Origin of the sequence: Streptococcus pluranimalium (assembly GCF_002953735.1) — a bacterium.
Classification (GTDB): Bacteria; Bacillota; Bacilli; order Lactobacillales; family Streptococcaceae; genus Streptococcus; species Streptococcus pluranimalium.
The window spans coordinates 1,189,153-1,207,061 of sequence record NZ_CP025536.1 but is presented as its reverse complement, the minus strand read 5'-3'; the positions used below and the strand labels follow the sequence as shown (position 1 = coordinate 1,207,061).

Here is a 17,909-nt window from a genome sequence, read left to right as displayed (position 1 = left end):
CTGAGAGTAAAAAATAAAAATAAAAATGAAAAAAGGAGAGAAAGGATATGGTTAAGAAGCAAGAAAATCAAGATATAGTGCTTACAGCCGAGGCTTTTATCGATACCCTAAAGGAGCTTAAGACGGAAAAAGAGCTCAAGAAGCTCGAGAAGTATTTCAAAGGAGAAGACAAGGAGACTCAAGCCTTTGGGGTGAAATTTGGGGATGTATTTAAAATCGCTAAAAAGTATAAGTCTATGTCTATTGAAGAAATTGAAAAGCTTCTCGAAAGCAAATACTACGAAATCCGAATGGGTGCAGTAAGCATTATGGATTATCAAGCCAAGGACAAGAAGACTACATCCGAGAAGAAAAAAGAACTCTTTGATCTCTATTTAAGAAGACATGATCAACTTAACAATTGGGATTTTGTAGATCGGGGAGCCTATAACATAATTGGAGAGTATCTGATTGATAAGGATAGAAAAATCCTATATCAGCTTGCCGAATCTGATGACCCCTGGGAGAGAAGAACGGCAATTGTCAGCACCTACGCCTTCATTAAGAAAGGACAGGTGGAGGATACCTTTAAGATTGCTGAAATTCTCTTATACGATGAACATGAACTCATCAACAAGGCTGTAGGTAGCTGGATTAGAGAAGCAGGCAAGAGGGACAGGGAGAAATTGTTGGCATTTCTAGATCAACACGGGAAGTCCATGCCCCGGGTGACCCTCCGGATGGCAATAGAAAAACTAGATCCAGAGCAAAGGGATTATTATATGAAGCTAAAACCATAATCTTACTGGTTTAGAAAAAGTAAAGAGTAACGTTCAAGATTTGATACTATATCAAAAGGTTCAACAGTTACGTAGGAAAAAAATCTTCACACGACAAAGAGTACCTTACATCTAGCATTTACTGGTAATCCAGGAACCGGAAAAACTACTGTCGCCAGAATTGTAGGACGAATTTTTAAGAAGATTGGTTTGCTTTCAAAGGGGCATTTTGTCGAAGTTTCAAGAACTGATCTTATCGCAGGGTACCAAGGTCAAACAGCACTTAAGGTTAAAAAAATCATTGAACAAGCTAAAGGTGGTGTTTTATTTATTGATGAAGCCTATAGCATTACAGAAAATGAGCATTCTGATTCTTATGGTAGAGAGTGCTTAACAGAATTAACAAAAGCTTTGGAGGATTATAGAGATGATTTGATTGTAATCGTTGCTGGATATACCGAGCCAATGAATAAATTTTTTGAATCAAATCCTGGATTAAAATCGCATTTCAATACCTTCATAGAATTCGCTGACTATCGTTCTGCAGAGTTGGTTACTATATTGCTATCCATATGCCAAAGCAATGATTATATTCTAGACGATGAGGCTAAAGAGAAAATTCACTTGTATTTTGAAAAGCAAATTTCATTGAAGGACGAGAACTTTGCAAATGGTCGGTTGGCAAGAAATTTGTATGATGATTTGATTATGCATCATGCAAGACGAGTGATAAAGATAGATAATCCAAGCAGTGCTGATTTATCAACCATTAGAGTCGAGGATTGTAAATTTGAATGCAATGAAGTTGAAGAGAATTGATGGTTACCTGAAATTCTAATACTCCTTAAAGAAAGTCTAACAGAGTTCCTTTCCTTCGAAAGTCCCCTGCTGCTTAGGACAAATGGATGTTATTTATATTGTTTATAGTATTGTGTACTTTTTTGGATTTATTGAAGTTATACGTATATGTCAAGGGAACGATGTTGTTTAATGTATAAATTGGAAGTATTCTACTCTAAATATTCTTGGGAGTTATAGGTAAAGTTGACAAAGCAATCTAGTTCAATAGTGTTATTTGGTTAGATGGAGCTGTTAGGTGATAGTGTGCTTGATTCTTTTTTCGTTCAGGGAATCATTCCAAAATTATTTTTACGCACTTAATATTGATTATGGTTTTTTAGAAAGATAGCAAATGAAACTTATTCTTGATTTAGGTAATTTATGGGATATGCTATCAGCTTTGGGGACAATTGGAGCGGTTGTTCTGTCATTATGGCTGGCGAGACGAACTGAGAAGCCAAACCTTTATATTTACTATTGTATGGATTATGACTCAGAGACTGATAAAACAACTCATATTTTTGAAATTCTAAATATTGGACAGGTTCCCACAACACTTCTTTATGAAGGATTATCTTTATACAAACGTATTATTTTTAGTAAACAGGTTGAGTTTGATGGCGTATTGGAATGGACTTACAATGAAAAGAATCTGCCGACACATTATTCCAGCACCTTGCGACCTGGTGAAAGTGTTTATCTTGAAGTTGAAGACAATATAATGAAGAAAGCTATTCAACAGTTAGTCGGCAGGCGGCAACAAGGGAAAGTCTATTTTTATATTGTTGACCATCTTAATAAGTCGCATTTTGTAGCTGTATCAGTTCAAGATATTTTAGAGGAAAATATTTCGGGAGGTCAGTGATGGCTAAACGGCCCAAAATAAGCACAACGATTAACGAGATTGCAGATTATTGGACTAATAAAGTTTGCGAGAGTGAACTGAGCGTTGATTGGTCGGAAGCAAGAGAGAGGTGTTGGCGATGTGCCCGTAAAACCAAGCTAGAACGTTGCCATATTATTCCTCATTCTAGAGGGGGTACAGATAGGCCTTCAAATTTTGTCTTGTTGTGCAAAAGATGCCATCTTGAAAATCCAAATGTTGTGGACCAAGAGATTATGTGGGATTGGTTGAAGGCCTATAAGGTCTCCTTATATGATACGTTTTGGATTGTACAAGGCTTGGACGAATATCAAAAAATTTATGGTGATTCATTTTTAGATCAGTGTGCAGCAAATGGTGTGATAGATCGTAAGAAAATAGAGGGGCTAGTGGCCTTGAAAATGAGGGGTAGTAGTCATCATTTTGGTGAGCCTCATTTTAACAAAGCGACTGTTGCAGGTATTCTTAGAATGATTTACAAGGAAATCATCAAAAATCCCTCTGACTAATTATGACGGTCTGAAGAGTTTAATGTGATTTTTAGATTATATAGAATTGCATATCTCACCAGTGATAGAAGAAGTTAAGTCAGTTTACTGTCTTGTCAATAATTGTTATTCCGTTCCACAGTATCATTCTAAAATCACTTCCCCACCTTTTCGTCTATTAGTATAGAAGAAAGCTCTCAGCACACGTCGAGGTAAGGAGTATGAGGGAATAGATGTCCTCCTCTTATTTTTATTACTGACAAGGAATGTGGGAAAGTGGTTTATAAAAATGACACAAGTAGACAATAGAGTGATCTCCTAGATTTATAAGTTTTAGAAACATTACATCCTCTTTACAAGGATTACGCTGTGCTGTTATAATGATTGGTGTCAGGAGGAGACCTCAGGTACGACCATTACGAGACCAACACAGAAGGTGAGTTGGCGGATCCACTCAGTCGGAATCGCTACACCTATGTCCACAATAACCCAGTCAACTACACCGACCTAAGCGGACACTTCTGGAAGAGCATTAAGAAGGCAGCCAGCAACGCTTGGAATACAGTGAAGCGAGTTGCAACAAATACGTGGAATACGGTGAAGAGTGTAGTATCCCATCCCGTGAACTGGGTCAGCAACAAGGTCAGTCAGGCAGTTAACTGGGTTGGTACTCAAGTTAACCATGTCAAGAACTGGTCTGTACAGCAATGGAATAACTATCAGTCAAGAACAAGTTATCATGCATCTCCATTAGGTGGTTATGGCGGAGGCTATTACTCTCCAACTACTAGTCATGCCTATGTTCAGCAACAACAGGCTCAAGCTAGAGCCCAAGCCGAGCAACGCCGTCAGCAAAAGATTAGTGACGAATACCGCCAAGCAACGGGTCTTAAATCCACTCCTAAGACTCGAGAAGGGAAAAATCTCTTTCGCAACTGGGGTAAAGCCTTAGCTGAGACATTGAAGCATGTGTGCAATCCGAAGACTGCTAAGGCTAAGGATAAAGGTACCACTAAACCCACAGTGAGCGAATCCTTTAAGAAGGAAGTCAACAAACTGGATTATGAGGAGTTGACGAAGAAATACAAAGGTCTCATTAGTGCTCAACATAGCTATCAAGGTACTGGCTATGGCTATATTGTCCGGAGTCCAAAACAATTGCTTGAAGACCAGTTTGTCATGAAGCGTTACCGGGAGCTGAAGGCAAAAGAGGATGCTAAGATAGCTCAGCAAGTAGCCGATTTTTACGGAGCAACTGATAATTACTTCGCGAAAATGAAAGCTACAGGAATCGACCCAAATACTGGGAAAATTGCTACTCCAGCTCAAATGTGGGCAGCAAATAATTATGGTTGGATAAAAAGTGTCACTAATATTGCTCAAATCGGTACTAATATTGCCTTTGCCAACCAAGCCTATAAGCAGTACTATGGCCAGACAAAAGTTAACTTCAACCAGCAGAAAACTACGGATTCGGCAAAGGCAATAAACTCATCAACTCCGCAAGTGGGTTCAAATTTACATGGCATGGCTGATGAAATCGGAAATTTATATGGAGGTAGTGTTTCTCAAGAGCGGACTGGAAAAGGGTATACAGTAACTATACCTTATAAAGGAAACCAAAAAATTACTGTACGTCTTATGGGAGAAGGGAGTGGTGACAGAACTTCTCCGTATTATCAAGTTTCAATAGGGAATAAAGGTTCAGTCGATATAACAGGGGCGTTCTCGAGTGATATAGGAAGCACTCATATTAATATTTCACCTAACTCAGTAATTGAGATAACACAGATTATTAATCAATATATAAAACCATAAGGAGGAAGTATGGTTCACAACTTAGAGGAAAATTTAAATAATTTATGGGGAGCCACTATTTTAGAATACAATATGGACTTATTTAGGAATAATCTGAACATGCAATTAAAATTACTCGATGGAGGGAACGAGAGTTTTCACACTCTAAACTTTAAAAATATCTCCACTGCTTATTTTTTAAATGATGTAGATGATTTTAAGTATGTTATTACTGATATGGAGTACTTAGAATTGACTGCTATTGAACTATTGGATGAAGAGTCTCCCCTTATATTCCAAGGGAATGCTCAAAACAATTCCAAAGTTAACGTGATTATGGAAATATGGAACCAAGTATTATTTCTAGAAACAAATAGCATAGAAGTAGATGGTATAGAGTTTGAATTATAATTAAACCTATTACATTCTGGGTTGGTCAGCAATGGAATAACTATCAGTCAAGAACAAGCTGAAGTCGGGAAATTCTACTTCTAGTGCATCACCTCCTAAACAAGACTACAGTCAAAATAGAAAATATTGGAAAAACGAGATAGAATTTAATGGTAACAAGGTGTATCAACGAGATGATTTGATAGATCCGAATCTTACTGATACTTTTGGTAGAACAAATGTTGATCGTATGAAAAAAGGTTTGACACCTATAGGGCCGGATGGTAAATCAATTGAATTGCATCATACTACACAGAGACAAACCAGTTCGATTGCAGAGACTACATATACGTTCCATAAACAAAATTCAAAGACAATTCATATTAATCCCAATACAATCTCTTCAGGAATCAATCGCAATGAGTTTGGGAAGTGGAGAGGAAGTTACTGGGAGAACAGAGCGAAAGATTTTATTGATTAAATGAGGTGAATTATGCTGAAAGATGACTTGAAAAAAAAGATTGCTTCTACTGAAGGTGTAGATTTTGCACCGTTTGGGAAAGGGATTTCTGAGGAATGGATAAAAAAAGCTGAGGAAAGGTTGAGTTTTAAGTTTCCTGAATCATATAAATGGTGGCTAAAAAATTATATGGGAGGTGAAATTTATGGAGAAGAGATATTTAGTATTTATGGATTAGATTTTGACAATGTTGTCGGTGGCGACATTGTTTATATAAATGAATTAAATAGGAAAAAAGGTTTTAGTAGTTCTGATCAATTGGTCATTTGCGAATGTGAAGATGGTATGTTTTATTTCCAAAATCAAGATTCTTTGAATAATGAGTTACCTGTCTTTAGGGATGAGGAATATTATGCAAGTGATTTTATAGAGTTTCTGCTAAAAAGAATTGCGGAGTAACTGTTCTAGGAACCCCAACTTCATTGATTAGGAGATAAGTCAATGATAGATATACATATGTTGTAGCGGAAGCTAAGTATAATACTGCTCAATTAGGAAAAACTCAAGATGGTCCTCAGATGAGTGGTGGCTGGATTGATAAGAGATTACAAAAAGCAGTAGGTTCTGACCTTACAGATGTAATAAATTCTCAAGGATATGATAGTTTATTAGTTCGTGTCATGCCTGATGGAAGCGTTAAATCGAAAGTTTTACCTTAGGAGGGCACAGAGTAATGAGAGATACAATAAAAGATAGTGAGTACTTCAAATATTACTTAGATAAACAAAATACTAGGCTTACATTTTATAAAAATAAATTACCCGAGATAGATACTTCAAAGGAAAAAGTCATGAGATCGATGAAGAATGCAATTTTCACGATAAATTTTGAAATTCTACTGGCTAGATATTCTAAAGGTGATGATTTGAAGTCAATAAGGGCAGAATATATAAAATCTATACCTGCATTCAAAGAAGTCTTTTCAGATATCATTGATATGAGTACTCTTCAGTTTATAGCTTTAGCAGTATTACTAGATGTCGATTTATTTAATGATCAGGAGTTTTTATCATTACTTGATAAATTTGAAGTTTCACATGGTGTTATTGATATTCTCATGCACAAAGAGAATATTAGTGATATTAGTCGTTATCAAGATATCAGACGTTTTAGACCCTGGGTTGCAGAACTTTATCAGTCACCTGATGATAGAGAAGCTATCATTTCAAAACAGTTATCGAACTGGTATAAAAGTCAAAGAAGTAGTTATTTCTATGGCTATGATAAAGAAAAAGAACCATTATATTTCGGTTACTGGGCATTAGAAATTGCTGCATTGGTAAAAGTATTGAATATCCCAGATGATTCTTTCAAAGACAATAAGTATTACCCTTACGATTTAGTTCATTTTGGAGGTTAAATGTTTAAAAATTTGTTTCAAAAACCTGTTGCTATTGAACCAACATTTTATGAAAATGGTTCTGAAACTCTAGGAGTATTTCCTATCCGTGATTCTGATGACAAAATCCTGTTACCTAAGTATCCTGAAAACTTGTATCAGGTTGATGGTAGACAAGTAACGGAGTTTAGAATACTTGCTATAACTTCTGATGAAGAATCTGTTATTGCTGATTTGCCATTTAGAGAAGGTCTGGGACAATTATCTAGCAAAGTTGCTAAAGAGACGGATTCTCAGATTGTTATCAGCCCGATTAGCCGATCAGAGCTACATCAATTATTTGTTGGCTAGGAAGTATCGATACAATACTTAAAAGCACTTGAAGAAATTTATTCTTCAAGTGCTTTTACTGTTCTATAGGAATAAAGTTTCCCACTATTTTCCCGACAATCCTCGGCTCGTCCTCTGCAGGCACAAATTTATCTGGATAGGAATCATTAATGGAAACGAGGCGATAGCCGTCTTTTTCAAGATAAACCTTCTTAATGTATAATTTTTCATTCCAGGAAATAGCATAAACCGCCCCATCGTAATCAAAGCCCCCTTCACGGATTAAGGCTATCTCTCCATTTTGGTAGACAGGTTCCATGGAATGCCCATCAATCCATGTTGCTACATCGTAGAGGTATTCTTTGTCTGTAAAGACTTCCTTAGTCTCGTATTCGTTGTAGAAGCCAGAACCGTGTCCTGCCGAGAGGGCGATATGGTCCAGCACTTGGACACTAAAGAGTGGGACAACCTTTTGTTCCATGAGAAGGTCATGAGTGAGTTCATCGACCTTCTTTTTGATTGTCTTGTTTAGTTGTTTGTAGAGGGTGAGGAGGGGATGTTCCTCGTATAAGTCTTGGATGTTAATATCACGGAGAAATTTTAAAATAAAAGATTTTATGAAAAATTAGTTATATACTTGTCAAGATATATCGCTTGATTATTATGATGAGATTTTTACGAAATGAACGATAGTTTTAAAGGTATTGGTACTTGCTTAAGAGGAGCCATTGTAGAAGAAAAACATCATATATTTATTATTTATAGTGGTTATAACAATATTGACAAAGATATCCTTGTAAAAAAACGTACCTGTAAATCTGTTTTCTTCAACGCTTTTCTGTTTTTTTACCTTCTCATTTCATGCTACAATAGATAGGATTATATTTGGATGAGGTTTCTATGTCGATTTTTCAACGGACGATAAAATTAGTTTTAGCAACTACGATTGCCATTATTTTAGCTCAGCTATTTGGTCTAGCTTTCGCGACATCTGCTGGGGTGATTGCTATTTTAAGTATCTTGGATACGCGCAAAAGTACCTTGACCATAGCTTGGCGCCGATTGTTATCCGCTTTATTGGCGCTAGTTATAGCCGTTGTCTTATTCTCTATTTTTGGTTATCATATTTGGGTGATTAGTCTTTACATGATGCTTTATGTTCCTTTGGCTTATCATTGGAAGTTAGAATCTGGCATTCCACCGATAACAGTCTTGATACTTCACTTGTATAGTTTAGAAAGTATTTTGTTAACTCATATTATGAATGAGGTTAGCTTACTGTTTATTGGTACTGGAGTGGCTTTAGCCTTAAATGCTTACATGCCTTCCAAACAAGCAAGGATTGATGCCTATCATCTAGAAGTCGAAGAAGGTTTGAGAGCCATTTTAAATGCTCTTGCAAGACTCTTAAAAAATGGAGATGGTAGTAACAAGGGTGAATTAATCGATAAACTTGAGGAGACTCTGACGAAAGCCCTAGAATTGGTTTATATCGAAAGTGACAATCAAATTTTTCAATCAACCAACTATCAAGTTCATTATTTTGAAATGCGCCGTGAACAAGAAAAAATTTTAAAGGGGATGGCTGAAAGCATTAGATCTTTGACCTTAAAAAGTGAAGAGAGTCAACTACTGGCACAGTTATTTGAAGGAACAGCTGACCAATTAAGTCAAGAAAATCCAGCAACTGCCTTATTGACAAAATTACACGAGTTTCGAGATCATTTCAGAGAAAGAGCATTACCAGAAAAACGTGAAGAATTTGAAAGCCGAGCTTTGCTTTTTCAACTTCTGGGAGATTTGGAACGTTTTATTCAATTAAAAGTTGATTTTTATAGTTCGTACCAATTATCGGAATAGGATTTTCGGTTTTTATAGTTTTTTTACTAGTTTTGTTTAAAAAGAGTTTAGTTTGTTCGGTTTTTTCGTTATAATAGAGTATAAACTGAAAAATTAGGAGTTAATATGCGTAAAGTCTATTTGAACCATGACGGTGGTGTTGATGATTTAGTATCTTTGTACCTCTTGTTAAAAATGGAAGATGTTGAACTGGTTGGTGTCGGCGTCATTGAAGCAGATTGTTATCTTTTGCCGGCAGTAGAAGCTAGTAAGAAAATCATTCAAAAATTTGGTTCTGACAAAGATAAACAGTTGCGAGTTGCTTCATCTGATTCGCGTCCAGTTCACCCATTTCCGAAAGAATGGCGTATGCATGCCTTTACCGTAGATGCACTGCCTATTCTTAATGAACATAAACCTCTCCAAGTTGAAGACTCTCCTCTGAAAGCTCATGAAGATTTGGTTCATGTTTTAATGAATTCTGAAGATAAGATTGACCTTGTTTTTGTAGGACCTTTGACTGATCTAGCACGTGCGCTTGATTTGGAACCTCGTATTGAAGAGAAGATTGGTAAACTTTACTGGATGGGTGGTACTTTCCTTGACCATGGTAATATTGAAGAACCAGAGCATGATGGAACAGCTGAATGGAATGTTTTCTGGGATCCATACGCCGCAAAACGTGTTTGGGATTCAAACATTAAAATTGAGTTAGTTGCTCTTGAAAGCACTCGTATGGTGCCATTAACTTTGGATGTTCGTGACCGTTGGGCTCAGGGACGCCAAAATGAAGGATTGGATTTCCTTGGTCAGTGTTATGCCATTGTACCACCATTAACACATTTTGTGACGAATTCAACCTACTTCTTGTGGGATGTTCTAACGACAGCTTCGTTTGGTAAAGAAGATTTGGTGAAACGTGAAGTAGTTGAGTCCGATGTCCTTACGACAGGTGCAAGCAAAGGGAAAACAATTAAGGTTGACGGTGGTCGTCCAGTAGATTTAGTTTACCATGTTGATCGTGATGCCTTTTTTGATTACATTACAGGTTTGGCTGAAAAATAAGTTTTTGATGACAGTTAATCTATAGGTGATATTATTGAGGTATTTGGCTTTTAGTGTCAAATACCTCTTTTAGTGGTGTTATACTCATTGGAAATCACAATCTGACATTGTCAAGTTTACCTTGATGAACTTCAGTTCTATCTGCGATTCCTTTCCTAGTAAGATATTGACTTTCTTCGAGTATTAATCGGCTTATCAGACGGGAAAGTGCTATAATACAAGTAGCTTTTATTTAGACGATTACTGAGGAGATAAGATGTTAGATAAACTACATGAAATTAGTGTGTTTGAAAATTATGATTTGCTGATGGAAGAAGTAGGTCATATCCTTGTGTCAACGAAGATTGTTGAAAAGTCTCTTAATTATTACGGCAATGCTCATGGTGGCTATCTGTTTACCTTGTGTGATCAAGTTGCGGGTCTGACTTGTTTATCTTTAGGAAGTGAGGCTGTGACCATGCAGTCTAATATTCATTATATGAAGGGTGGTCACTTGGGAGATTTGCTTACCATTGATGGGACTTGCTTGCATAATGGTCGTAAGACTAAGGTTGTAGAGGTTACGATTACTAACCAAGCAGGTGAAAGAGTTGCTCAAGCTTCCTTTACCATGTTTGTGACTGGTGAACATGCTGGAATTCAAAAGTAAGGAGAAGAGATGTCTGATTTAGCCTTTAAAAACAAAGTTGTTCTTATTACTGGTGGTGCTCATGGCATTGGCCAGGCGACTGCTGAGGCTTTTAAAAAAGCTGGTGCAACAGTAGAAATCATTGATATTGCCCCAGGCGACCATTTTGTCGGTGATATTAGTCAAAAAGAAACCTTGGAAGCTTTTGCAGATCATGTCTTGAAAAAACATCATCAGGTGGATATTTTAGTCAATAATGCGCTACCGCCCATGGTTGGACTGGATCAAGCAAGCTTTGAGGATTTCCAAAAAGCCCTAACAGTTGGTGTCACGGCGCCATTTTATTTGAGTCAGTTGTTTGCTAGTCACTTTGCTTCTGGTGCAAGTATCATTAATGTATCGTCATCGCGTTATGCCCAAAGTCAAGCTCAAACGGAAAGCTACTCAGCTGCTAAGGGAGGTATTACGTCTCTGACGCATGCTCTAGCCATGTCGTTTGCTGGCAAAGTACGGGTAAATGCTGTCGCGCCTGGTTGGATTGAGACAAGTGATAGCGTACACTCTGATGCAGACAACTACCAGCATCCAGTTGGTCGTGTGGGTGTCCCAGACGATATTGCTCATATGATCCTTTATTTGGCTTCGGATAAGGCAGGTTTTATCACGGGACAGACCATTACAGTTGATGGTGGAATGAGTAAAAAAATGATTTATCATGAAGATGAGAATTGGTCTTTGAAGCTTTATGATTAAAGCGTTTAATTAATAAGAGTTGAAGGGGTGATGATAATGATAAACTATAAAGTGATAGCATCATTAAGAATAGAAGACGTTCTGCCCTTATATGAAGCCGTTGGCTGGACGAATTATACTTCTCAACCTCAAATGCTTGAGCAAGCATTGAGACAAAGCCTCTATGTCCAAGCTGCCTATGATAGTGGTAAGTTGGTGGGGATTTTACGGGCGGTTGGAGATGGCGTTTCTATTATGTTTATTCAGGATATTATTGTGTTACCAAGTTACCAAAGACAGGGGATTGGAAGCCAATTAATCAAAAACTGTCTAGAGATATACAAAAATGTTTATCAAATACATCTTTTGACGGATACAACGGACAAGACCAAAGCGTTTTATGAAAGCCAAGGTTTTAAAATAGTTGAAGCCGTTGATTGTAGGGCTTACACTTTAGTGAGGTAAAACAATGAAGATAACCATAACGAATAGATTAACAAGAACAGAAGAAAATCAGGTTCGTCAGTTAATTGCTAGCATCAGAAAGCATGACCACTTGACTCGAGAACCCTTTTTGACCAATATCTTAAATGTTGATCAGGACATGCCAGCTTTCTTTTTGGCCTATGATTTAGATGAGTTGAGAGGTTTTTTGACAGTCTATGCTGATACACTAGATGAACCAGAATTGATGATTTGGGTAGCTCCAACATACAGACGACAAGGAATTGCTAAGAGACTTTTTCGTTCGTATCAGGAGGCAACTGAACCTTATCACTTGGGGAAACCATCATTTTCCATTGAAAGGCATTTTCTACGCGCCAATCCTGACCTAGCAAATGCCTGGCATCTCAAAGAAACTGACGATAGTGAACTCTGGATGACTAGAGGACGTCAGCTGATAGAGCTACCGGACAAAAAAGAGTTACGGATTCTTTTAGCTGATGATAAGCATATCGATGCTACTGCAATGTTTCAATCACATGTTTTTGATGAACCTATAGAAGTAACACGAACTTATGCTAAAGAAGCTATTGAGGATCCAAATAGTTTACTCTATGTTGTATTGATAGAGGATTTCGTCGTGGCTTCTTGTACGGTAGATTTATCGTCAGGAGATCAGGTACTCTATGGCTTAGCCGTTAAAAAGGACTATCAAAATCAGGGGATTGGTCGTTATTTGACATCCTTTATTATCAATGATCGTATAGCAAAAGACCATAAGTCTTTTCAAATCGCAGTAGAGAGCGACAATCTCATCGCCAAAAATCTTTATGAGAAGCTAGGATTTGTCTCACAATCGGAAGTAACCTATCTCGTATAGCTGATCAACTCCATGCTAGCTTCTTTTGGGTGATAATTTTGAAACCTATAAAATCAGAAACAGTCTTAAAATATAGAGGTCTAGAAAATAAGGATAGGTATTGGATATTGTCTTTGCCTATGATAGTCACCTATCTTTTCTCTTCTGCCTATGATAAAATGATATGGTGAAAGGAAATCTTATGTCAAAACAATCTTTTTTTGCAATCAAGCGTACTTTGATTGCCGCCTTACTTTATTTTGCCTGTCTAGGAATCGGGGTTCTATTGAATCTTATCTTTGACAGAAATGGTAACATGTTTTATGCCCCAGCCTTTTCTGCGGTCTTTTCGGGGATTCTTTACTTCCAATATCTGCTAAAAAAATCTTTTTTTGGTTTAATTTCTTTAACTTCAGTAATCGTATCGCTCTTCTTTTTATTCTCAGGTCATTTTTGGGCAACTATCCTGCCATACTGGGGATTTGCTCTACTGGCTGACCTTCTAGCCAAGTCAGGTCATTATAAAGAAGACATCAAAAACAAACTTTCCTTTATTTTATTTTCCTTAACAACTACTGGTCCTATTTTATTCATGTGGTTAGCACCAAAGGCTTACCAAGAAATGCTTTTAGAACGAGGGAAAGATATGGCTTATATTACTAGAGTTATGGTTGAACCAGACCTCAAAGTCGTCTTATTTTTCTTTGGCCTAACACTTCTGGGAGCTTTATTAGGTATTATTTTAGGACAAAGAATCCCATTCAACAAATCGTCAAAGAAGTTTTAAAAGTAGTCTAAATTGCAGGTCTTTCCTGTGATTTTTTGTATAATAGAAGTAATGGTAGTTTTTAGTTATCATTGGACATACTTTAGAGAGAATTTTCACTTAAAAAATGTCTTGATATAACTTTAAGCTAGTAAGGTTAAGAAAGGAGTTCTATTGTGAACATCCAACAATTACGTTATGTGGTTGCTATTGCTAATAGTGGCACATTTCGTGAGGCTGCCAGTAAACTCTATGTGAGTCAGCCTAGTCTATCAGTAGCAATTAAAGATTTAGAAACTGAATTAGGGTTTCAAATTTTTACCAGAACAACAACAGGGACTGTTTTGACAGCTCAAGGGATGACTTTTTACGAAAAATCTCTTGAAGTTGTTAAAAGTTTTGATTCTTTTGAGAAGCATTTTATCCAACCAGAGGATGAGGATAACCAGTTTTCAATTGCCAGTCAACACTATGACTTTTTGCCACCCTTAATGACGGAGTTTTCTAGGGCTTATCCTGAGCTTAACGATTTCCGAATTTTTGAAGCAACAACGATTCAAATTCTTGACGAGGTTTCTCAGGGATTCAGTCAGATTGGTATCATCTATATGAATCACCAAAATGAGAGTGGTCTTTTCCGGCGAATGGAAAAATTAGGCTTGGAATCGGTGGATTTGATTTCGTTTAGAACGCATATCTATCTGTCTAAAACACACCAACTAGCTACTAAAGAAACACTTCAGATGGCTGATTTGGTTGGATTGCCAACGGTTAAGTTTGCTCAAGAAAGAGATGAATATCTCTATTATTCTGAAAATCTTGTTGATACATCTGACAGCACTGTGATGTACCATGTCACAGATCGCGCTACTTTAAATGGTATTTTAGAGCGGACTAATGCCTATGCGACAGGCTCAGGATTCTTAGATGACAGAAGTGTTAATGGGATTACCGTGGTTCCTTTAGAAGATAATTTAGTCAACAAGATGGTCTATGTCAAACGTAAGGATGCTAACTTAAGTCCGCAAGCACTAGCATTTATTGGAGTGATGACTAGCTATTTTGACAAATATAAGCCTTAGGAGGTTGTATGCGGAAAATTCTTTTTAGTGGACTAGTGCTGGTATTGATAGCTTTAGACCAGCTCAGTAAGCTTTGGATTGTTAACAACATCCCTTTGGGAGAGGTCAAATCCTTTCTACCAGGTATTTTTAGTTTGACGTATTTGCAAAATAGAGGGGCAGCTTTTTCCATTTTGCAAGATCAACAGTGGTTTTTTGCTCTTGTAACTTGTATTGTAATTGGCGTAGCAATTTATTATGCCCATAAAATGATTCATGGTTCTCTTTGGTTTCTGACTGGATTACTTTTAATCATTGCAGGTGGCTTAGGTAACTTTATCGATCGTATGCGTCTGGGTTATGTGGTTGATATGGTGCATTTGGATTTTATGGATTTTGCCATTTTTAATGTGGCGGATTCTTATTTAACAATTGGGGTCATCGTTTTGATGATTGCCCTATGGAAAGAGGAAGATGGAAGTAATCATTAAAGAAGCGGGCGTCCGCTTAGATAAGGCAGTGGCGGATTTAACGGAACTCTCACGTCAAAAAGCCAATGAAGAAATCAAGGCAGGTACTATTTTAGTTAATGGTAAGCCTGCGAAAGCAAAATATGCTGTTAAAATGGGTGATGTCATCAGCTATGAGATTCCTGAAGAGGAAGTCTTAGAATATAAAGCTGAAGATATTCCCTTAGATATTATCTATCAAGATGAAGATGTGGCAGTCGTGAACAAACCACAAGGAATGGTAGTTCATCCTTCTGCGGGCCATTCTTCCGGAACCTTGGTTAATGCCCTCATGTATCATATTAAGGATTTGTCTTCTATTAATGGCGTGATTCGTCCAGGGATCGTGCATCGTATTGATAAAGATACCTCTGGGCTCCTAATGATTGCTAAAAATGATCAAGCGCATCAAGCCTTGGCTGAGGAACTGAAAGCCAAGAAATCACTTCGCCAGTATGTGGCTCTCGTTCATGGCAATCTACCAAATGATCGTGGTGTGATTGAAGCACCGATTGGTCGTTCAGATAAAGATCGTAAGAAACAAGCCGTAACAGAAAAAGGCAAACCAGCCTTGACACGCTTCCATGTCTTGGAACGTTTTGGTGATTATACTCTAGTTGAGTTGCAATTGGAAACAGGACGTACTCACCAAATCCGTGTGCACATGGCTTACATCGGTCATCCAATTGCTGGTGATGCAACTTATGGACCTCGTAAGACATTAGCAGGTAATGGTCAATTTCTCCATGCCAGAACACTCGGATTTACCCATCCTAAAACTGGTGAATTGATGACCTTTGAAGCTGACTTGCCAGAGATTTTTCAAAAAACGTTAGCAAAATGTCGCCAAATAGTTAAATAATTCTTATTTTAACTTGCGTTCCAAAAGTCTTTTTGCTAGAATAAATTAACTAAATAATCCTTTAACCCTGTCCCGTGAGGCAGGCAAGGAGACCGGAAAACGTACAGGCTAACTGTATGCTATTTGTTGTATCTCCTTGGAAACAAGGAGATTTTTTTAGATTAGAAAGGTTGGATGTTTATTATGAAAGCCAAGGAAATTATTGATGAAGTGACCATGAAACGTGCGGTAACCCGTATTACTTATGAAATTATTGAGCGTAATAAAAATCTTGATAATATCGTATTAGCAGGGATCAAGACACGTGGAGTGTATTTGGCACGTCGCATTCAAGAACGATTGCAACAACTTGAAGGTTTGGAAATCCCTCTTGGTCAACTTGACATCAAACCTTTCCGTGATGACATGAAAGTCGAAGAAGATACTACAGAAATGCCAGTTGATATCACTGATAAAGATGTTATCTTGGTAGATGATGTCCTTTATACAGGTCGTACTATTCGTGCAGCTATTGATAACCTCGTTAGCCTTGGGCGTCCAGCGCGTGTTAGCCTAGCAGTGCTGATTGACCGTGGTCACCGTGAATTGCCGATTCGTGCGGATTATGTTGGTAAAAACATCCCAACATCAAGTATTGAAGAAATTGTTGTTGAAGTCACAGAAGTCGATGGACGTGATAGTGTTAGCATTGTAGATCCAAGCTAACAATCACTAGAAATCAAAAGAAGCTTTCTGTTAGACTTTATCGTAATACTCAAGTATTAATCCTGTTAATCAGTATCGCTTATTTTTGATTTTCTATGTTCTATAATAGTAGGTTTTGAAGTTGGTTAATGACATCTTGTCATGAACAGAATAAAAGAATTAATAGGGTGAGAAAATGCTGAGTTTACAACATTTGGTAAGTATTGAAGATTTGTCTACAGAACAAGTGATGGCTTTGTTGGAAAGAGGGTTGCTATTTAAAAATGATCAGGCAACATTTTCTTTGGATAGTCAGACCTTTGTGGCAAATCTTTTTTTTGAAAATTCGACACGAACTCATAAATCGTTTGAAGTGGCTGAGAAGAAGCTTGGTATGGATGTGATAGATTTCCATGCTGACAGTAGTTCTGTTACAAAAGGGGAAACCCTTTACGATACGATATTAACCATGGATGCCTTGGGCGTTGATGTCTGTGTGATTCGTCATCCAGCAGTCGATTACTATAAAGAGATGATAGAAAGTCCATCGCTATCAGTTGCAATTATTAATGGTGGAGACGGTTCAGGACAACATCCTAGTCAGTGTTTATTGGATTTGATGACCATTTACGAAGAATTTGGCTATTTCCAAGGGCTTAAGATATGTATTGCAGGAGATATCACTCACTCACGAGTCGCTAAGTCAAATATGCAGATGCTAACACGACTAGGTGCTCAAGTGTACTTTGCTGGACCTAAAGAGTGGTATTCTGAAGAGTTCGAGGATTATGGTCAACATGTGGAACTCGATGCTATCTTGCCTGATTTAGATGTGCTTATGCTCTTAAGGGTTCAGCATGAGCGTCATGATGGACAGACATCTTTTTCAAAAGAATCCTATCATCAGCTTTTTGGGTTGACCCAAGACCGTTATCAAAAGTTGAAGTCATCAGCTATTATCATGCACCCTGCTCCAGTCAATCGTGATGTGGAAATCGCTGACGCTCTGGTCGAAGCTGAAAAATCGCGCATTGTTAAACAGATGTCTAACGGTGTATTTGTACGGATGGCTATTTTAGAAGCAGTTCTTAACGGACGTCAGAAAAAACGTTAAC

General features: G+C 37.5%; 24 protein-coding genes. 23 read left to right on the top strand and 1 reads right to left on the bottom strand.

What is annotated here, in order from left to right; all coding sequences use genetic code 11:
• Positions 1–47: 47 nt before the first annotated feature.
• From C0J00_RS06160 to C0J00_RS06115, 11 genes are all read left to right on the top strand, one after another.
• Positions 48–779 carry a DNA alkylation repair protein gene (locus C0J00_RS06160; protein WP_104968049.1) on the top strand — a complete coding sequence of 244 codons (732 nt, stop codon included), beginning with the start codon at positions 48–50 and terminating at the stop codon, positions 777–779.
• Positions 780–938: 159 nt separating this feature from the next.
• Positions 939–1,577 carry an AAA family ATPase gene (locus C0J00_RS06155; protein WP_324761712.1) on the top strand — a complete coding sequence of 213 codons (639 nt, stop codon included), beginning with the start codon at positions 939–941 and terminating at the stop codon, positions 1,575–1,577.
• A gap of 373 nt (positions 1,578–1,950) precedes the next feature.
• Positions 1,951–2,463 carry a hypothetical protein gene (locus C0J00_RS06150; RefSeq protein WP_104968048.1) on the top strand — a complete coding sequence of 171 codons (513 nt, stop codon included), beginning with the start codon at positions 1,951–1,953 and terminating at the stop codon, positions 2,461–2,463.
• Positions 2,463–2,990: an HNH endonuclease gene (locus C0J00_RS06145; protein WP_104968047.1), complete on the top strand. Its 528-nt coding sequence runs from the start codon at positions 2,463–2,465 to the stop codon at positions 2,988–2,990. Before C0J00_RS06150 ends, C0J00_RS06145 begins: the two co-directional genes overlap by 1 nt.
• Positions 2,991–3,590: 600 nt before the next feature.
• Positions 3,591–4,787: a hypothetical protein gene (locus C0J00_RS10485; RefSeq protein ID WP_199773956.1), complete on the top strand. Its 1,197-nt coding sequence runs from the start codon at positions 3,591–3,593 to the stop codon at positions 4,785–4,787.
• Positions 4,788–4,796: 9 nt separating this feature from the next.
• Entirely contained in the window at positions 4,797–5,177 is a 381-nt protein-coding gene (locus C0J00_RS06135) for a YxiG family protein (protein WP_104968046.1), read from the top strand.
• A 160-nt stretch (positions 5,178–5,337) separates the two neighbouring features.
• A complete protein-coding gene (locus tag C0J00_RS06130; protein ID WP_199773955.1) occupies positions 5,338–5,637 on the top strand; it encodes an HNH/ENDO VII family nuclease in 300 nt (99 codons plus the stop codon).
• A 12-nt stretch (positions 5,638–5,649) separates the two neighbouring features.
• Positions 5,650–6,075 (top strand): SMI1/KNR4 family protein, encoded by a 426-nt coding sequence (locus C0J00_RS06125; protein ID WP_104968044.1) that lies wholly within the window; start codon positions 5,650–5,652, stop codon positions 6,073–6,075.
• A 119-nt stretch (positions 6,076–6,194) separates the two neighbouring features.
• Positions 6,195–6,335 (top strand): hypothetical protein, encoded by a 141-nt coding sequence (locus tag C0J00_RS10445; protein ID WP_158667319.1) that lies wholly within the window; start codon positions 6,195–6,197, stop codon positions 6,333–6,335.
• Between the two features lie 14 nt (positions 6,336–6,349).
• On the top strand, positions 6,350–7,036 hold the full coding sequence (locus tag C0J00_RS06120; protein WP_104968043.1) for a PoNe immunity protein domain-containing protein: 687 nt from the start codon (positions 6,350–6,352) through the stop codon (positions 7,034–7,036).
• Positions 7,037–7,366, top strand: a complete 330-nt coding sequence (locus tag C0J00_RS06115; protein ID WP_104968042.1) for a hypothetical protein — start codon at positions 7,037–7,039, stop codon at positions 7,364–7,366.
• Positions 7,367–7,421: 55 nt separating this feature from the next.
• Here C0J00_RS06115 and C0J00_RS06110 read toward each other — a convergent pair whose 3' ends face one another.
• Positions 7,422–7,826 (bottom strand): S24 family peptidase, encoded by a 405-nt coding sequence (locus C0J00_RS06110; RefSeq protein ID WP_233995826.1) that lies wholly within the window; start codon positions 7,824–7,826, stop codon positions 7,422–7,424.
• A 419-nt stretch (positions 7,827–8,245) separates the two neighbouring features.
• On the opposite strand from C0J00_RS06110, the gene C0J00_RS06105 reads away from it, so the two are divergent.
• The 12 genes from C0J00_RS06105 to C0J00_RS06050 all read left to right on the top strand — a co-directional run bounded on the left by C0J00_RS06105 (position 8,246) and on the right by C0J00_RS06050 (position 17,908).
• A complete protein-coding gene (locus tag C0J00_RS06105; RefSeq protein ID WP_104968852.1) occupies positions 8,246–9,205 on the top strand; it encodes an aromatic acid exporter family protein in 960 nt (319 codons plus the stop codon).
• A gap of 105 nt (positions 9,206–9,310) precedes the next feature.
• Positions 9,311–10,249 (top strand): nucleoside hydrolase, encoded by a 939-nt coding sequence (locus C0J00_RS06100; protein ID WP_104968040.1) that lies wholly within the window; start codon positions 9,311–9,313, stop codon positions 10,247–10,249.
• Between the two features lie 256 nt (positions 10,250–10,505).
• On the top strand, positions 10,506–10,898 hold the full coding sequence (locus C0J00_RS06095) for a PaaI family thioesterase (RefSeq protein ID WP_104968039.1): 393 nt from the start codon (positions 10,506–10,508) through the stop codon (positions 10,896–10,898).
• 9 nt (positions 10,899–10,907) lie between these two features.
• Complete coding sequence (locus C0J00_RS06090; RefSeq protein ID WP_104968038.1) at positions 10,908–11,630, top strand: SDR family NAD(P)-dependent oxidoreductase; 723 nt, start codon at positions 10,908–10,910, stop codon at positions 11,628–11,630.
• A 36-nt stretch (positions 11,631–11,666) separates the two neighbouring features.
• Complete coding sequence (locus tag C0J00_RS06085) at positions 11,667–12,074, top strand: GNAT family N-acetyltransferase (protein ID WP_104968037.1); 408 nt, start codon at positions 11,667–11,669, stop codon at positions 12,072–12,074.
• 4 nt (positions 12,075–12,078) lie between these two features.
• Complete coding sequence (locus tag C0J00_RS06080; RefSeq protein ID WP_104968036.1) at positions 12,079–12,933, top strand: GNAT family N-acetyltransferase; 855 nt, start codon at positions 12,079–12,081, stop codon at positions 12,931–12,933.
• Positions 12,934–13,114: 181 nt separating this feature from the next.
• Positions 13,115–13,699: an MptD family putative ECF transporter S component gene (locus C0J00_RS06075; RefSeq protein ID WP_104968035.1), complete on the top strand. Its 585-nt coding sequence runs from the start codon at positions 13,115–13,117 to the stop codon at positions 13,697–13,699.
• 155 nt (positions 13,700–13,854) lie between these two features.
• The gene (locus tag C0J00_RS06070; RefSeq protein ID WP_104968034.1) at positions 13,855–14,760 is read left to right on the top strand and encodes a LysR family transcriptional regulator; all 906 of its coding nucleotides are present in this window, start codon (positions 13,855–13,857) and stop codon (positions 14,758–14,760) included.
• An 8-nt stretch (positions 14,761–14,768) separates the two neighbouring features.
• Complete coding sequence (lspA, locus tag C0J00_RS06065; protein WP_104968033.1) at positions 14,769–15,230, top strand: signal peptidase II; 462 nt, start codon at positions 14,769–14,771, stop codon at positions 15,228–15,230.
• Positions 15,214–16,110, top strand: a complete 897-nt coding sequence (locus C0J00_RS06060; protein WP_104968032.1) for an RluA family pseudouridine synthase — start codon at positions 15,214–15,216, stop codon at positions 16,108–16,110. The genes lspA and C0J00_RS06060 overlap by 17 nt, the downstream gene beginning before the upstream one ends.
• Before the next feature lie 183 nt (positions 16,111–16,293).
• Positions 16,294–16,815: a bifunctional pyr operon transcriptional regulator/uracil phosphoribosyltransferase PyrR gene (pyrR, locus tag C0J00_RS06055; protein WP_104968851.1), complete on the top strand. Its 522-nt coding sequence runs from the start codon at positions 16,294–16,296 to the stop codon at positions 16,813–16,815.
• 175 nt (positions 16,816–16,990) lie between these two features.
• Positions 16,991–17,908: an aspartate carbamoyltransferase catalytic subunit gene (locus tag C0J00_RS06050; RefSeq protein ID WP_104968031.1), complete on the top strand. Its 918-nt coding sequence runs from the start codon at positions 16,991–16,993 to the stop codon at positions 17,906–17,908.
• Position 17,909 lies beyond the last annotated feature (1 nt).

Coding starts and splice junctions, on each gene's coding strand:
- C0J00_RS06145 (WP_104968047.1), top strand. CDS start 2,463: ATGGCTAAACGGCCCAAAATAAGCACAACGATTAACGAGATTGCAGAT.
- C0J00_RS06090 (WP_104968038.1), top strand. CDS start 10,908: ATGTCTGATTTAGCCTTTAAAAACAAAGTTGTTCTTATTACTGGTGGT.
- C0J00_RS06100 (WP_104968040.1), top strand. CDS start 9,311: ATGCGTAAAGTCTATTTGAACCATGACGGTGGTGTTGATGATTTAGTA.
- C0J00_RS06135 (WP_104968046.1), top strand. CDS start 4,797: ATGGTTCACAACTTAGAGGAAAATTTAAATAATTTATGGGGAGCCACT.
- pyrR (WP_104968851.1), top strand. CDS start 16,294: ATGAAAGCCAAGGAAATTATTGATGAAGTGACCATGAAACGTGCGGTA.
- C0J00_RS06115 (WP_104968042.1), top strand. CDS start 7,037: ATGTTTAAAAATTTGTTTCAAAAACCTGTTGCTATTGAACCAACATTT.
- lspA (WP_104968033.1), top strand. CDS start 14,769: ATGCGGAAAATTCTTTTTAGTGGACTAGTGCTGGTATTGATAGCTTTA.
- C0J00_RS06105 (WP_104968852.1), top strand. CDS start 8,246: ATGTCGATTTTTCAACGGACGATAAAATTAGTTTTAGCAACTACGATT.
- C0J00_RS10445 (WP_158667319.1), top strand. CDS start 6,195: ATGAGTGGTGGCTGGATTGATAAGAGATTACAAAAAGCAGTAGGTTCT.
- C0J00_RS06125 (WP_104968044.1), top strand. CDS start 5,650: ATGCTGAAAGATGACTTGAAAAAAAAGATTGCTTCTACTGAAGGTGTA.
- C0J00_RS06050 (WP_104968031.1), top strand. CDS start 16,991: ATGCTGAGTTTACAACATTTGGTAAGTATTGAAGATTTGTCTACAGAA.
- C0J00_RS06120 (WP_104968043.1), top strand. CDS start 6,350: ATGAGAGATACAATAAAAGATAGTGAGTACTTCAAATATTACTTAGAT.
- C0J00_RS06150 (WP_104968048.1), top strand. CDS start 1,951: ATGAAACTTATTCTTGATTTAGGTAATTTATGGGATATGCTATCAGCT.
- C0J00_RS06075 (WP_104968035.1), top strand. CDS start 13,115: ATGTCAAAACAATCTTTTTTTGCAATCAAGCGTACTTTGATTGCCGCC.
- C0J00_RS06060 (WP_104968032.1), top strand. CDS start 15,214: ATGGAAGTAATCATTAAAGAAGCGGGCGTCCGCTTAGATAAGGCAGTG.
- C0J00_RS06160 (WP_104968049.1), top strand. CDS start 48: ATGGTTAAGAAGCAAGAAAATCAAGATATAGTGCTTACAGCCGAGGCT.
- C0J00_RS06085 (WP_104968037.1), top strand. CDS start 11,667: ATGATAAACTATAAAGTGATAGCATCATTAAGAATAGAAGACGTTCTG.
- C0J00_RS06095 (WP_104968039.1), top strand. CDS start 10,506: ATGTTAGATAAACTACATGAAATTAGTGTGTTTGAAAATTATGATTTG.
- C0J00_RS06080 (WP_104968036.1), top strand. CDS start 12,079: ATGAAGATAACCATAACGAATAGATTAACAAGAACAGAAGAAAATCAG.
- C0J00_RS06110 (WP_233995826.1), bottom strand. CDS start 7,826: ATGGAACAAAAGGTTGTCCCACTCTTTAGTGTCCAAGTGCTGGACCAT.